This window comes from Pseudomonas sp. TE24901, assembly GCF_054058375.1.
In genome coordinates, this window is the sequence record NZ_JBSSAF010000002.1 from 321,138 (window position 1) to 336,037 (window position 14,900).

Below are 14,900 nucleotides of genomic sequence, written 5' to 3' on the forward strand. Positions count from 1 at the left end.
CTCATTGCCCAGTTGAAGCGGTCTGTTGACCACCGGCTGGGAATACGTTGCGTGTGCAAATTTTCGCTTCAACCTTCTGCGCGGCCTGGCCTGCTTCGGGGCCCTGGACTTCCACGGCCAGCAAGTTCTGCGAGGCCCAGTCTTCATCGGTGCGCAGTTCGAAGGCGAAACGCCCGTCTGTATCGGATGTTTCGGGTTTTTCGATCTTGAGGTCCTCGTGGCGCCCGTTCATGTACCAGAGGGTGGCTTGCAAGGTTTTCACCGATGGATCGGCGAAGCGGATGTCTACCTGGTGGTTGGCGTTACGCAGGTCTTTGTTCGAACTGTTCACCAGCAATTCGTTCTTGCCGGGTTTCAAGGTGGTGCTGGAGGTCATCTGCGCGGTCTTGCCTTCGCAGCCGTTGTCGAGCAACGCCATCATCTGGCGGTAGATGGTTTCCTGGTCCAGGCGGTACAGCGGCGAGAATTCCCAGATGAGGATTTTCGGCGGGCTCTTCTGGAATTCATCGCTGCCCAGGTACTGGATCATCGAGCCTTCCAGGCCACCGCCCGGGAAGGCGACGTTGAGGATGTCAGCGCCGATTTCCTGTTCCAGGAAGCCCGCGAAATTGTAGTTCTTGCCGCTGTGGCTGGTGCCCACCAGGGTGATCTGCGGGTTGCCCGAATCGCCGAACAGGTCGCCGTCACCCGCTTCGCCCTTGGGCTCGGTGGTGAACTGGTCCATGTACTGGATCGCGTAGCTGGTGCCGCACAGTTGCCCGGCCATGTTGTGCAGGGTGCCGGTCTTGCCCATGCGCCCGGAGCGCTTGGTCTCGAATTCGCGCTTGGGAATGTCGGCGAACTCCGGCATGGCGCGCACTTTTTCAGCGACGATTTTCGCCGTGCGTTGGGCGCCGTACGGCGTCCAGTGTTGGTCGCCACGGAAGTAGAAATCGTGGGCCGGCAGTTCATCCGGGAGTTGCTCGTTGGTGAGCGGCGACAGGTCCGGCACCACGTAGCCCATCTTGGCGAAACGGCCGAGCATGGTCTTGTAGTTGGCCAGGGCCTTGTCGAAATCGAACTTGGCTTTTTCTTCAGGATTGAGCTTGTTGCGGTTCACCAAACCACGGGTTGGCTGGTAGACCACCACCAGTTCCACGCCCTTGGCCTTGAACGCATCGTGCAACTGTTGCATGCGCTTGTAGCCGGCCGGGCTGGTGTCGAACTCGGTGCGCAGGTCTTCCTGGGTACGGAACAACCAGTCGCCCTGGGCTTGCACCAGGGTGGTGAAGTTCTGCTGGTAGCGTGTGGTGTAGTTACGCGCATCGTGGGCGGCCGGGCACAGGCTGCAGCAGGGTTCGGCGGTAAAGGTCGGGGCCTTTGCTTCGTCGGCGCGTACGCCCTGGCTGGCCGCCAGCAGGCCGAGGGTCAGACCCGAGAGGCTCAGCAGTTTGATCATGTGTGGGTGCATAAGGGTCATCCTCAGTCCTGCATTTCGGTCTGGCGTTCGACAGGGTCGATCAGCACGGCTTTCTGCTGGCGCACCAGCAGGTCGAGAATCTCTTCCTGGCGATCACCAAGAACGCCGGAGAAGCTGATGCCACTGGATTTGGTCGGCGCCAACATCGACACGCGGTACAGCTCGATGCTCAATGGCGAGTCGATCGACAGTGGCCCGCTGCCGTTACCGGCCAGCTCGCCGCCCACCAGGATCAGCGAGACCTTGGCGTCGAACGGGTCGAGGGCGATGTCGCGGTCGGTGTCGGTCAAATCCTTGATGTGGCCGTAGACGCCGGTCAGGCCGTTGGCCATGGCGGTGTTCTCGTACAGCTTGATGTTCACGCTGTTACGCACGCGGATGCCGTGGCGACGGTTGCTGATCACCTTGTTGCCCCACAGCAGGTTGTCGCCGCTCTCATAGAGGGTGATGCCGTCGGTGTGGTTGCGGTAGATCTCGTTGTCGGCGATCAGGTTGTTCACGCTGTTACGGTCGATCACCAGGCCCGACAACTTGTTGTCGTAGCTGCGGTTGTTGAAGATGAAGCTGTCGTTCACTTCCCGGGAAATGATGATGCCGTGCTTCTTCTTGGTGCCGTACACGGTGTTGTCCGCGATGATCAGGCCGTGGGAACGGTCGTGGGGGTCAATGCCGTAGACGATGTTGTCCTTGTAGGTATTGCCCTTGAGTACAAAACCGGTGGTCTCGTAGCAGTAGAAGCCGTACCACATGTCCGAGAATTCGGAATCAATAATCCAGCCGGTCGGTTCCGGGCGCTTGAGCACCTTGGCCATGTTCGGCGTGTACTGGGAAATACTCACCCCGTACGACTTACTGTTGGCGTAGCCGAAGCTGGCCATCTTGCTGTTGGCGACGTAGGTCTCGGTGCCGCCCCAGGCCAGCAGGAACGGGCGGAATTCCTTGGGCGACTTGAACAGCGCCGGGCCGTTGGCTTTTTCGCTCCAGCCGGTGATCCGGGTGTCACGCACAAACAGTTGGCCGTCGTTGATCAGGAACGAACCGGCTTCCTGGGACAGGCGCAATTCCTGGGTCTTCTTGTCGATTTCCAGGATGCCTTTGCGCCCGACCACAATCGGCAGCTTGGCCAGGAACACACCCGGCGAGGTTTCGCTGAAGTACTGCTTGGGCACCTTGCCCAGCAGGTCCTTGAGGTTCATGTAGCCGTCATCGACGAAGATCGCCTGGGGAATGCCGTGCTGGCGCACCACCCACTCGGCCATCTTGTTGTCACCACCGATAAAGTCCTTGAGGGCGTCTTCCTGCATCATGCGACGCAGGCTGATTTTGCCCGGCTTGGTCCGCACGATTTTCTTGTCCATCGCGGCGGCGGTATAGCCCGACAGGTCTGGCAGGGCCGGCTTGGTCATTTCCAGCGGCGCCGTCGGCGGGCTGGAAATGGTGTAGGTCTTGGCCTGTTGCAGCTCTTTGGCGATGGTCGGCGCCTTCACCGCCGCACCGTCGGCAAAGGCCGAAGTGCTGGCCAGCAGCATGGCTGCGACCAGCAGGCTGACCGAGCCTTTGAGGGCTTGAGGGTTCATCGCGCAGGCTCCCATCAGAATTTCCAGATCACGTCGACAAAGGCGCGATGCATGTACGAGTCCACCTGGCTGCCATAGGCGTCACCCGGTTTGAACACGCCGGCACGAAAGCGCACCAGGGCCGACGGTTCGTCGATCGACTGGCTGAGCGCGGCCGGCAGCAGGCCTTTCTTGAAGTACTTGGTGACGACCAGGTCCATCTCTTGGCCCAGGTCTTTCTTGCCGTCTTCAAGGGGCAGGGAGGTGCTGGAGAGGATCGCGCCGGTCACGTCATCGGTGTTGTTCTGCACCGCATCGATGCCGTTGCTGCCCACCGGCTTGTTGCCGTCGACGCGCCAGAACTTGTGGTACACCAGGCTGGCGTCGTAGTCCTCGCGCAGTTGCCAGGAACCGAACAGGCTCATGGACTGCATGTTGTTCATCTCGCCACGGAACGCTTCGCCGAAACGGTGCAGGCGCGATTGGGTGCCGGTCCAGTTCGAACGGTTGCTTTGCAGGCCGTTCTGTTCGTACTCGGCGCTGGCACGGGCGTAGGCCGCGCCCACTTGCCATTGCGGGTCGAGGCGCAGGCGGATACCCAGGTCGGTGGCCCAGCCGTTCACGTCATCGCTGCGCTTGGCATTCGTTGGGCGGGTGCCGTCGGCATTCAGCGCGTTGACCGTGTCACGGTTGCCCTGCATGCCGGTGACGCTGGCCCAGTAGTTGACGGTGTTGGTGTTGCGCCAGTTGTAGGCGTCGCTGTTGGCTTCGATACCGAGCCAGGTCAGGTCGCCGTTTTCGCGCTTGTCCAACGGGTCGGACGCCACGCCCGGTTCGGCGTAGTCGAGTTTGCCGTCGTCATGGGTGTGGTGACCGCGCAGGCCGATCCACTGGCCCGGCGTCCACTGGTAGGCGGCGTCGGCATAGAAGTGTTGGCGGTCCTTGTCCTTGGGCGACAGTTCCTTGAGGTCGGTGCGGTATTCGCTGAAGCGTTCAGCGGCGCCGATATTGGCCTTGAGCAGGGTGGTGTCGAAGGTCCAGTTCAGCGCCTCGATGTTGGTGTCGCGCCATTGGCCGTCGTCATTGCGCAGGCGCTGGCGACCGAACTTGAGGATCTCGCCGGGGTAGGGCGTGAAGCCGCTGTAGCCGACCCAGAACTCGCGCAGGGCCAGGTAGTTTTTCTTGGCCTTGCGGTCATCGTTGCTCGACTGTTCCGTGGTGTCATCGGCCGACTGTTGCAGGGTGTCGGTCTCGATGATGTCGCTGGAGGTCACGGCCTGGCCCATGGCGTAGGCACTCCACGCGCCGCTTTCGCCGTAGATCCACGGGCGCAGGTCGAGGCCGATGCCGTTGACGTCGCCGCCTTTCTGGGTGCCGAGATCGCGGTCATCTTCGGACTGCGCGGTGGCTTTGACTTCCAGGCCGAAGTTCTTGGCTTCGGTGAGCGCAGCCAGGGTCGGGCACGACCACAACAGGGCGAAGGTCAGGCCGATACCGGCCTTGACGAATGGATTGAGCTTCATAGGGATTCCTCACCGTCTTCTTCATCCAGGGCGTGCAATTGCAGCGTGCTCTGGGCCAGGGTGCCGCGGGCGGCCAGCTCTTGTTGCACCAGGCGTTGGCCCTGGGTGCGTTGCTCCGGGGTCAGCGGGGCTTCAAGCTGAGTGGCCAAGTCGTTGGCCTCTGGCGTGTCCTGGGCTTTAGCCAACTGGCTGAAGACATAGGCGTTCAACGGGTCGGGCTTGGTGCCCTTGCCTTGGGAAAACAATTGAGCGATGGCGAAGTCGGCGCTGTTCTGGCCGTTGCGCGCAGCGGTCAGCAAGTGGTCCAGGGCTTTTTGCGGGTAGACCTTGCCCAGGTAGCCACGGCGGTAGATCTGGCCGAGGTAGTAATCGGCCGCCACTTCCTTGCCCACAGCTTTTTCGAAGTGTGCTTCGGCGGCCTTGGCATCGGCCGGCACCCACTTGCCTTCGTAGTAGAGCTTGCCCAGCAACAGCTCGGCGCGCGGTTGGTCGGCGGCGCGGCCGTTGTCCAGGTACTTCATCATCTGGTCGACGTCGCCGAGTTCCGGGAAGTCGTAAAGCAGTTGTGCCAGGCTGACCCAGGACGCTGGGTAGCCAGGGGCGATTTTTTCCAGCAGGGCTTGGGCGGTTTTCTCGTCCGGCTTGCCCAGGGTGGCATCGCCGAGGACGCGAGCGACGCTGTCGACCCGTTGCGCGGTGACGGTGCCACGGCTGTAGCCGGCTTCCATTTGCTTGAGCAGCTCGGCCTGTTTTTCGGGTTCGGCTTTTTTCTGGTAGACCGTGGCCAGCTCGACGTAGCAGATATCGGTGGTGTTCAACGCGGCCTTGCAGATGCGCTCCACATCATCCAGGTGCTGGTCGTAGGTGCCCTGGGTGCGATACAGCAGCACCTGGGCCAGACCGGCTTCCGGATAACCCGCCGCTTGCCACTTGCTGATCTGCTGCTGGGCGTTCACGTTCGGGAAACTATGAGGGTATTGCAGGTACAGCATCGCCAGCGGGATCAGGGTGTTGCCTTCGCCATTGGCAAAGGCTTTTTTCAGCAGGCCTTCGGCTTCGTGCTGCTCGGCTTCGGTCGCGCCGGGCTTGGCCACCAGCAGGCGACCGAGGCGAGCCTGGGCGCGCGGCGACGTGTCAGCGGCGGCGCGGTAGGTGGCTTCGGCCTGGCGGATCTGCTCGGGGTCACGGGTGGTCACCTGGATATCGGCCAGGCCCACTTGGGCCTCGCTGTAACCCAGGTCGGCCAGTTGCTGGTAATTCTGCTGGGCGGTGACGGTGTCGCCGCGCTTGAGCGCTTCATTGGCCAGGCGCTGGTCGGGTAGGCCGGCGCAGCCGGCCAGAGAGACCGCTAATGCCAATGTGCACAGAGATCCAATGTGGGAGCGGGCTTGCTCGCGAAGAGGGAGTGTCAGTTGATGCATGTGTTGGCTGACACACTGCTTTCGCGAGCAAGCCCGCTCCCACAGGGACCGCGGTGTTTTCATAGGAGTCATCACAGGCATGTCCTCTGCTTACAGACCGTGAGCCATGGCTTTGTCGATCAGCCAGTTCAGCGAAGGGCCACGGTCGCTGGTCACTTCCACCGGGCGGCCGGCGTAGGTGCTGTCCAGCGGTGCGTCAGGCTTGATCTGCACGCGGATGTCGGAGGACAGGTCGGCGCTGTTCAGGCTGGTGCTGCTGACGATGGTGCCGGTGCGGACCTGCTCTTCGTCGGCCACCTGGAAGCTCACCGGCGTACCTGGGCGCACGTCGGCGAACTGGCGATAGGTGAAGCGCGCTTCCACGTTTGCCAGGCTGCCGCGTGGCACCAGTTGGAAGATCACGTCGCCTTTGCTGGCGTATTGGCCGTCGGCCACCAACTGCTGGGCCACTACGCAATCGCAGGGCGACGTCAGGGTGCCGGTCATTTGTTTGCCGAACAGCTCTTCAACCTTGGCCGGTTGCAGTTGGTCTTCGTCCAGGTGGCCCTTGAGCACATCGAGCATGCTGGTGCTGAACGTGGCGAGCGGCGCGCCCTTGGCGGCCACCGCGTCACCTTTGAGCAGGCTCTGCACGGTGCCGTCGCGGGGCATGGTTACGTTCATGCCCGGCACGCTGACCAGGCCCGCCTGGGCATGGCTGACGAAGTACATGCCGTACACCGACTTGAACACGAAACCGAACGCGGCCAGGCCGACGATGAAGATGCCAGCGCTGAAGGTCACCGCACGCAGGCGGCCGAAAGCGGTCATGCCGCTGCCACTGTCCTTGACCTTGCGCGCCTTGGTGAAGTTGTCGCGTTGCAGGGTCGCCAGCACGTCGCCCATGGTCACGATGTCGCCGGACAAGTGCGAGGTGATCAGGTGGCGCAGGGTGGAAATATCCTGCGGTTCCAGGTTCTGGAACTGGCAACCGGTGCGGCCGGTCTGGCGATCGTAAGAGCGGATCTGCAGCTCCACGTCCATGGCCAGGCCCAAGTTATCGATCACGAATTGCAGGCGGCCCTTGTGCACTTCTCCGACGGTCAACGGCTGGGTGGAGGTGAAGGCCAGGCCGCCGGCGGACAGGTCGATCACCCGTGCTTCGGTCGGTGTGCGGTCAGTGTTGAAGAAGCGCAGCTTGGCCGGGATTTTTACGCGGGCATGCTGGCGCTGGGCTTCGGATTCGTGGACAACGTTGACGTTTGCTTGGCTATTCATCGGTGTAATTCCTAGGTTAATTCAGGCTTGGCAGGGTCAGACCATCATCAGCAACACGGCGACGAAAATGCTGCCGGCGGAGAAGGTCATGGTCCGAGACGACCAGGTGTTGAACCAACGTTGAAAGCTGGCCAAATCGCGGGTCAGTTTGGTGTCCTGGCGGGTCCAGGACTGTTGATCAAGGCGGAAGAACACGTAGATCTTCACCAGCGCGCCCATGATCTGGTTGTAATAGAGAATCACTGGGTAGGCCGGGCCGATCTTGTGGCCGGAGCACGACAGCAGCAGGGTGAGAATCAGGCGGGTGATGCCGATCCACAGCAGGTAGGAGAGGATGAACGCGCCGCCGTACTTGAAGGTGGCGATGATCGCCACCGTCAGGCCGAGCAGGGAGGTCCACATCGACACACGCTGGTCGAACAGCACGATGCTGGTGAACAGGCCGAGGCGGCGAACACCCAGGCCCAGAGCACGGGAGTTCTGGCGCAGGTTGTTGCCGTACCAGCGGAACATCAGCTTGCGGCTGGCCTTGATAAAGCTTTTTTCTGGCGGGTGTTCCACGGTGTTGATCGCGGCGTCCGGCACGTAGAAGGTGTCGTAGCCCAGGCGCATCAGGCTGAACCAGCTGGACTTGTCGTCACCGGTGAGGAACTTGAAGCGGCCCAGGCGCCAGTGTTGCAGCGAGTCGCTTTCCACGTCGGCGATAAAGCCGGGGTCGGTCACTACGCTGGCACGGAATACCGACATGCGACCGGTCATGGTCAGCACGCGCTTGGACAGGGCCATGGAACACATGTTGATGTGACGTTGGGCGAAGCGCAGCTTGTGCCATTCGCTCATGATGTAGCCGCCACGCACTTCGCAGAATTCGTTGGTGGTGAGGCCACCGACGTTGCCGAACAGCTGGAACCACGGCACGGTCTTGCGCACCACGCCTTCGGCGAGCACGGTGTCGCCATCGATCACGGCCACCACGGCGCGGTCATCCGGCAGGTGGCGGGAGATGGCGCGGAAACCGAACGCCAGGCCGTCACGCTTGCCGGTACCGGCGATGCGCACGAAGTCGAGCTTCACGTGTTCCGGCGGGTTCATGCGTTCCCACAGGCTTTTCACCAGCAGTTCATCGGACATTTCCACCAGCGAGCACACCACGGTGGTGGGGAAGCCACATTCGATGGCTTCGCGGATCACCGAGCTGTAGACCTGCGCGGTGGTCAGCGCGTCGATACGAAAACTGGTGACCATCAAAAACACATGAGACGGGTCGGCGGCCTTGCCCAGTTTGCGCACTTTGCGGCGCAGGTGCGGGTAGACCACGTACAGGAACAGCATGCCGCGAAAGAAATGCGTAGCACCCATCGAGTAGCGCCAGATACCCACGGCGCCAATCAGGAAAATAAAATTCTTCGACTCCGAGTCGAACGTACTCGCCGGCAGCAGCAGGGCGAGTCCCATCAGCAGGCTGAGGAAGAACAGCCAGCCGGCGGATTGCAGCAGTACATGTTTTAACTTGGACATAAGCGTCATCCGAAGGTGAAGGAGGTTCCAGGCGGCAGGCGCTGGGGATGGGAACGCCTGCCGCTTGAAACTTGCCGTTGCTGTTACCAGCAAATGCCTTCGGTACGACCGGTCGCACAGGTGGCCTTGGACATGAAGCCCACCAGGTCGATCACTTGCTTGCCGTGTGGAGCGTTCTGCGCCAGGGCGCGGAATTTCTCGTCGCGGTTGCCGAGGATGATCACGTCGGAGTTGTTGATCACATCATCGAAGTCCGAGTTGAGCAGGGACGACACGTGGGGGATCTTGCCCTCGATGTAGTCCTTGTTCGCGCCGTGGACACGAGCGTATTCGACGTTGCTGTCGTAGATGCTCAGGTCGTAGCCCTTGCCGATCAGCATTTCGGCCAGGTCAACCAGTGGGCTTTCGCGCAGGTCGTCGGTACCGGCCTTGAAGCTCAGGCCCAGCAGGGCGACTTTGCGTTTGTCGTGGCTGGAAACGATGTCGAAGGCGTTCTGTACCTGGGACTCGTTGCTGCGCATCAGCGAGTTGAGCAGCGGCGCTTCCACGTCCAGGGAGCCGGCACGGTAGGTGAGGGCGCGCACGTCTTTGGGCAGGCACGAACCGCCGAAAGCGAAGCCTGGGCGCATGTAGTACTGGGACAGGTTGAGGGTCTTGTCCTGGCACACCACTTCCATCACTTCACGGCCATCGACGCCGACGGCCTTGGCGATGTTGCCGATCTCGTTGGCGAAGGTCACCTTGGTGGCGTGCCACACGTTGCAGGTGTACTTGATCATTTCGGCAACGGCGATGTCCTTGCGGATGATCGGTGCGTCGAGTTCTTCGTACAGCGACTGCAGGACATCGCCGGAAGCTTTGTCGAACTCGCCGATGACGGTCATCGGTGGCAGGTCGTAGTCGGCGATGGCGGTGGACTCACGCAGGAACTCCGGGTTGACCGCGACGCCGAAGTCGACACCGGCTTTTTTGCCCGAGCAGTCTTCCAGGATCGGGATCACCACGTTGGCCACGGTGCCTGGCAGCACGGTGCTGCGCACGACGACGGTGTGACGGGTGGCTTTGTCACGCAGGACAAAACCGATCTCGCGGCACACGGCTTCGATGTAGTCCAGTTCCAGGTCGCCGTTTTTCTTGCTCGGTGTACCGACGCAAATCATCGACAGGTCAGTGTCACGGATGGCGTCGGCGAAGTTGGTGGTGCCGCGCAGTCGACCGGTTTCGATCCCTTGGCTCAGCAGTTCACCCAGACCCGGTTCAACGATTGGCGATTTGCCCGCATTGATCAGGTCGATCTTTTCCTTGGAGATGTCTACGCCAACCACTTCGTGGCCACGGGCAGACAGGCAACCGGCACACACTGCGCCAACGTAACCCAAACCAAATATGCTGATGCGCATCGCATTTACCTCTTGTCATTGAAGACGATTTTAATCATGCCAATTAGATGGCCGGAGTTCATGTTTGCAAGCGTCACTGTTGCCGCGAAAGTTAGACGAATAGACGCCGACTTACCGCGTACAGGCATGTTAAATAGCGAGTGACTAACTATTGCACTCAAGTTGTGCGCAACTTGGCCTTGTTATTGGGGCTTGCCCTGAAATGCAGCCGGACTACCTTGGAGAAGGGCCCGACGCCGGTGCCGCAGGGGTTGGATAGAGGCTGAAAGCCTTTAACTATCAATCACCTGGGTGTCACCACCGACACATTTAGGTAAGCGCTGCCTTGGCCTATAGGGGATAGCAACCAGTCCTTATCGCCGCCCTCAACTCAATTCAGTTGATGATATGACCCGTGAGTCAAAGTTGATGGGGCAACTTTGCTACTTCCTTGGGTCGCTATGTAAGTCATCTCCTACAGAAACAGAGAATTTCGTTACCGGTGGTATGAGCCGTGCGTTTTGACGAAGTTCCAGGCCGCTCATCCTGTTTCCGGAAATTTCTTGAAATATTAGGAAAGATGGCACTGGTACTATATTGATAGCACTTGCTATTTGGGCCAGTAGTTGTGGGGAGTTGGTGCGGGGGGATAGTTTTGTGCCACTACTGTTTAAAAAAAGTGGTGCCACTACGAAAAAAAATGAAAATTGTCGAGTGAAAGATTCGTTAGGAATGCGTCAAGATATTTTTTGACGCCAAAATAATGGCGATTCGGAGGGCGAAATACGATTAAAAAATGTGGGAGCTGGCTTGCCTGCGATGGCGGTGTTGAATTCACCGACGCTATCGCAGGCAAGCCAGCTCCCACATTTGAACATCTGTGCTTTCGAGGGCTTTATTCCGGTGCGTGATCGCGCAAGAACACCAGGTTGTCGGGCTTGGACTGCTCGGCATTGAAGCGATAGCCCTGCACGTCGAATTCCTTCAGCTTGGCCGGATCGTTGATGCGTTCTTCGATCACGAAGCGGCTCATCATGCCCCGGGCCTTCTTGGCGTAGAAGCTGATGATCTTGTACTGGCCGTTCTTCAGGTCCTTGAACTCGGTGTTGATGACCCGCGCGTTCAGGGCGGTGCGCTTGACCGCCGAGAAGTACTCATTGGACGCCAGGTTCAGCAGCACGTCGTCACCTTGCTCGGCCAGGGCTTCATTCAGCCACTCGCTGATACGCGTGCCCCAGAACGCATACAGGTCTTTGCCGCGCGCATTGGGCAGCTTGGTGCCCATCTCCAGGCGGTACGGCATCATCAGGTCCAGGGGGCGCAGCAGGCCGTACAGGCCCGAGAGCATGCGCAGGTGGTCCTGGGCGTAGGTGAAGTCGGCATCGCTGAAGGTTTCGGCATTCAGGCCGGTGTACACGTCGCCCTTGAACGCCAGCAATGCCTGCTTGGCGTTGGCGGGGGTGAAAGCCGGGGTCCAGCTGCCGAAACGGGCAGCATTGAGGCCGCCGATCTTGTCGGACACGTGCATCAATTCGCTGATCTGCGCCGGGCTGAGCGTGCGCAGCTGCTCGATCAGTTCCTGGGAGTGGTCCAGGAATTGCGGCTGGGTAAAGCGCTCGGTCGCAGGCGCAGTCTCGAAATCGAGGGTCTTGGCGGGGGAAATCACCGTCAGCATGAAGTCGTCTCCTTAAATCGTGGGGGGATTCTAGGGGGTTGAGGCGTTCGACTCCACCTATCACGCCAATAGACGCGCAATCGCTGGGCGTGGTGGATCGGCTATAGTGGCCGACGACTCTGGAAAGGGAGACCCTTTGTGCGAATTGCGCTTTTATTGTCCGCCTGCCTGTTTTGCCTGGGCGCCCAGGCAGCACCCGTGGACGTGGCCAGCCTGGACCGTGGCACCTGGCCTGAAAAGCTCAGCAGCCCCGCGCTGTTCGATGTGGCCTCACGCGCCGAAATCCTGATGTTCGCCCACAGCCTGCTGGCCAGCGAAAGCCAGGACGAGACTGCCCTCAAGCAACGCCTGGGGTTGAAGATCATCAACCTGGCGGCCATCGACGACCTGCGCCGTCAGCTGTGGCAACGTTTGCTGGAGAACTACACCTTCGCCCAGCAGAGCTGCGAGGAGGACGCCTCGTTCTGTTACCTGGTGGAAAACATGGACGACCTGCGCGAGCAGGCGGGCAAGTTCGAAGTCAGCGAAAACTCCTTCTATATAGGCTGGGCCGGGCCCAGTCATCACTTTCACGAACGCTACCTCGACGAACTGCTGCGCAAGGCCGCGCTGTTTCCGCAGATCAGCAGCGAAGTCGCGCGTTTTGGTGACCACGAACGCAATGGCGACGAACTCAACGACCGCCTGTTCCTGCTGACCTTCGACGGCGGCCCGGCGCCGGTCAGCGGCAACACCGACTGGCTCACCGATTACCTGCGCAAACAGAAAATGAACGCGACCTTCTTTGCCCTCGGCAGCAGCCTGCAGACCCGCGTGGAACGCAGCTCTGCCGCTGATGTGCAGGCGTTGTACCAAGGGCAGTGCGTGGGCATCCAGGGCTGGCAGTACCGTTCACACAGCCACTGGGTCGACTGGCAGAGTTCCATTACCCGCACGGCCTCGCTGGTACAGAACCTGATGCCGGAGAACTACGTGCCGCTGTTTCGCCCGCCCTATGGCCAGCGTCGAGCGGACAGCCAGGGGTTCTTCCAGTCCCAGGGTTTGCAGGTGGCGTTGTGGGACATCGACTCCCAGGATGACCCGGGCAAGCTCAAGCCCGACGAGTCGGCGCAACGGGTGCTGACGTTGATGCTGCTGTGGCGCAAGGGTGTGATTGTGTTCCACGACACCCAGGACAAGGCGCGGGTGGCATTGCCTTTATTGATGCAGGCAACGGCGCAAAGCGGGCTGGGTTGGCAGGACTGTCGGGAGGCGTTTCGCTGAAATCACGAAGTGCCCGGCCCTGTTGGGGATGAGGCATTTTTGGGGTGATTTTCGAGGGTGTTTCGATGCAGGCGGACTTCCGACTTTAACGGGGTCGCTGGCACTCGGCTAGTGCTATTCGTCATCCTGAAAAATAAACTTCAAAAAAGCGTCAAAGTGCTTTTTCCTGTCATGGCTTTTGCGGTATTACGAAGTCAGATCGCCGAAACCTGCAACACAGGTGGCGTCTTCCAAGACTCCTCATGTGGGCACTGCACTTGACGTCACTTAAAGTGCAGTCGGTGGTCGAATCGAGGCGCAGCACCGCCCAGGTATTGCGTCGAATGGCTCCCACAAAGGTGACCGAGTATGGATGATCATGGACGTAACCCTTCTTCCGACCAGCCAATCCTTTATGTGCTTGATACCAACGTACTGATCCACGATCCAAACGCGCTGCTTAACTTCGAAGAACACCACGTCGCCATCCCGATGATCGTGCTTGAGGAGCTCGACAAACTCAAAAGCGGGCACCACAGCGTGGCCGCCGAATGCCGCCAGGCCATTCGCCTGATCGATAAAACATTGGGTGAAGCCTCACCCGAAGACGTTGAAGTCGGTGTGCCGATCCAGCGTGGCAAAGGCGGGCCCAAGGGCTTGCTGTCGATTCTGATGAGCAAGCGCAGCGAGCCCAACAGCCTGCTGCCGGAAAACCTGAACGACAACAAAATCATCAACCAATTGATCGACCTGCACGCTCGCGACAAGGACCTGCGCGTGGTGCTGGTGACCAAAGACATCAATATGCGCCTCAAGGCACGAGCGTGTGGGATCGCTGCCGAGGACTACAGCACCGACCAACTGGTCGACGACGTGTCGATGCTTTCCCGGGGTTATCACATGATGACCGGCTCGTTCTGGGACCGCGTCAGCAAGGTCGAAACCCGCCAGGGTCATGGCCGCACCTGGCACCAGGTGCAACTGATCGACAACCTGCCGGCCGTGCATATCAATGAATTCATCGTCGACGAACAGGGCTTCGTGGGCTGGATCAAAGAGATCCAGGTCGACAAGCTGCTCATTCTCGACCTGCATCAGGAACCCCTGTTGCACCAGGAAGCCTGGGGCCTGAAACCGCGTGATATCTACCAGAGCCTGGCGCTGTATGCGCTGCTCGATCCGGACATCCACCTGGTCAACCTGACCGGTGCGGCCGGTTCCGGTAAAACCATTCTCGCCCTGGCTGCCGCCATCGAGCAGACCATGGTGACCAAGCGCTATCGCCGCATCATCGCCACCCGCAGCGTTCAGGGCCTGGACCAGGAAATCGGCTTCCTGCCCGGCACCGAGGCGGAGAAAATGGAGCCGTGGCTGGGGGCGATCACCGACAACCTCGAAGCCTTGCACATGGATGACGAAAACACCCATGGCAGCGTCGACTACATCCTCAGCAAAGTGCCGTTGCAGTTCAAATCCCTCAACTACATCCGAGGTCGCAGCTTCCAGCAAAGCCTGATTTTGATCGATGAATGCCAGAACCTTACGCCGCACCAGATGAAAACCATCATTACCCGTGCCGGCGCCGGTTCCAAAGTGGTGTGCCTGGGCAACCTGGCACAGATCGACACCCCTTACCTGTCCGCGACCAGCTCCGGGCTGACCTACCTGACGGAACGCTTCAAAGACTTCCCGAACGGCGTACACATTGCGCTGCAAGGGGTTCCTCGTTCGATTCTGGCTGAATACGCCGAATCTCACCTGTAACCACTACCCACTGTAGGAGCCGGCTTGCCGGCGATGGGGCCCTTGAGGACGCCATCGCCGGCAAGCCGGCTCCTACACAATCAGCGCTGCGCAAAACTGACCCACG

At 60.2% G+C, this 14,900-nt stretch carries 10 protein-coding genes; 2 read left to right on the forward strand and 8 right to left on the reverse strand.

The genetic code is table 11. The annotated features are described in order from the left end of the window. Position 1 precedes the first annotated feature (1 nt). The 8 genes from ACVWVP_RS05190 to yaaA all read right to left on the reverse strand — a co-directional run bounded on the left by ACVWVP_RS05190 (position 2) and on the right by yaaA (position 11,788). Entirely contained in the window at positions 2–1,450 is a 1,449-nt protein-coding gene (locus tag ACVWVP_RS05190) for an alginate O-acetyltransferase (RefSeq protein WP_178922972.1), read from the reverse strand. Positions 1,451–1,461: 11 nt separating this feature from the next. Next, on the reverse strand, positions 1,462–3,051 hold the full coding sequence (gene algG, locus ACVWVP_RS05195) for a mannuronan 5-epimerase AlgG (RefSeq protein WP_178922813.1): 1,590 nt from the start codon (positions 3,049–3,051) through the stop codon (positions 1,462–1,464). After that, complete coding sequence (locus tag ACVWVP_RS05200; protein WP_176995001.1) at positions 3,051–4,538, reverse strand: alginate export family protein; 1,488 nt, start codon at positions 4,536–4,538, stop codon at positions 3,051–3,053. Before ACVWVP_RS05200 ends, algG begins: the two co-directional genes overlap by 1 nt. Continuing rightward, the gene (gene algK / locus ACVWVP_RS05205) at positions 4,535–5,959 is read right to left on the reverse strand and encodes an alginate biosynthesis TPR repeat lipoprotein AlgK (RefSeq protein WP_457404594.1); all 1,425 of its coding nucleotides are present in this window, start codon (positions 5,957–5,959) and stop codon (positions 4,535–4,537) included. The genes ACVWVP_RS05200 and algK overlap by 4 nt, the downstream gene beginning before the upstream one ends. Before the next feature lie 90 nt (positions 5,960–6,049). Further along, positions 6,050–7,216 carry an alginate biosynthesis protein Alg44 gene (locus tag ACVWVP_RS05210; RefSeq protein ID WP_178922815.1) on the reverse strand — a complete coding sequence of 389 codons (1,167 nt, stop codon included), beginning with the start codon at positions 7,214–7,216 and terminating at the stop codon, positions 6,050–6,052. A 36-nt stretch (positions 7,217–7,252) separates the two neighbouring features. Then, entirely contained in the window at positions 7,253–8,734 is a 1,482-nt protein-coding gene (gene alg8 / locus ACVWVP_RS05215; RefSeq protein ID WP_457404596.1) for a mannuronan synthase, read from the reverse strand. 83 nt (positions 8,735–8,817) lie between these two features. After that, positions 8,818–10,134, reverse strand: coding sequence for a nucleotide sugar dehydrogenase (locus ACVWVP_RS05220; RefSeq protein WP_457404598.1), 1,317 nt, complete (start codon positions 10,132–10,134; stop codon positions 8,818–8,820). An 874-nt stretch (positions 10,135–11,008) separates the two neighbouring features. After that, the gene (yaaA, locus tag ACVWVP_RS05225; RefSeq protein WP_457404600.1) at positions 11,009–11,788 is read right to left on the reverse strand and encodes a peroxide stress protein YaaA; all 780 of its coding nucleotides are present in this window, start codon (positions 11,786–11,788) and stop codon (positions 11,009–11,011) included. Positions 11,789–11,926: 138 nt separating this feature from the next. Here yaaA and ACVWVP_RS05230 point away from each other — a divergent pair, with 138 nt between their 5' ends. Next, positions 11,927–13,051 (forward strand): polysaccharide deacetylase family protein, encoded by a 1,125-nt coding sequence (locus tag ACVWVP_RS05230; protein ID WP_178922818.1) that lies wholly within the window; start codon positions 11,927–11,929, stop codon positions 13,049–13,051. Between the two features lie 348 nt (positions 13,052–13,399). Beyond that, positions 13,400–14,794, forward strand: coding sequence for a PhoH family protein (locus ACVWVP_RS05235; protein ID WP_178922819.1), 1,395 nt, complete (start codon positions 13,400–13,402; stop codon positions 14,792–14,794). The last annotated feature ends 106 nt before the right edge of the window (positions 14,795–14,900 follow it).

What these genes read in the sequence shown, in the direction of transcription:
- ACVWVP_RS05190 (WP_178922972.1), bottom strand. Translation starts at nt 1,450, where the DNA reads ATGCACCCACACATGATCAAACTGCTGAGCCTCTCGGGTCTGACCCTC.
- algG (WP_178922813.1), bottom strand. Translation starts at nt 3,051, where the DNA reads ATGGGAGCCTGCGCGATGAACCCTCAAGCCCTCAAAGGCTCGGTCAGC.
- ACVWVP_RS05200 (WP_176995001.1), bottom strand. Translation starts at nt 4,538, where the DNA reads ATGAAGCTCAATCCATTCGTCAAGGCCGGTATCGGCCTGACCTTCGCC.
- algK (WP_457404594.1), bottom strand. Translation starts at nt 5,959, where the DNA reads ATGCATCAACTGACACTCCCTCTTCGCGAGCAAGCCCGCTCCCACATT.
- ACVWVP_RS05210 (WP_178922815.1), bottom strand. Translation starts at nt 7,216, where the DNA reads ATGAATAGCCAAGCAAACGTCAACGTTGTCCACGAATCCGAAGCCCAG.
- alg8 (WP_457404596.1), bottom strand. Translation starts at nt 8,734, where the DNA reads ATGTCCAAGTTAAAACATGTACTGCTGCAATCCGCCGGCTGGCTGTTC.
- ACVWVP_RS05220 (WP_457404598.1), bottom strand. Translation starts at nt 10,134, where the DNA reads ATGCGCATCAGCATATTTGGTTTGGGTTACGTTGGCGCAGTGTGTGCC.
- yaaA (WP_457404600.1), bottom strand. Translation starts at nt 11,788, where the DNA reads ATGCTGACGGTGATTTCCCCCGCCAAGACCCTCGATTTCGAGACTGCG.
- ACVWVP_RS05235 (WP_178922819.1), top strand. Translation starts at nt 13,400, where the DNA reads ATGGATGATCATGGACGTAACCCTTCTTCCGACCAGCCAATCCTTTAT.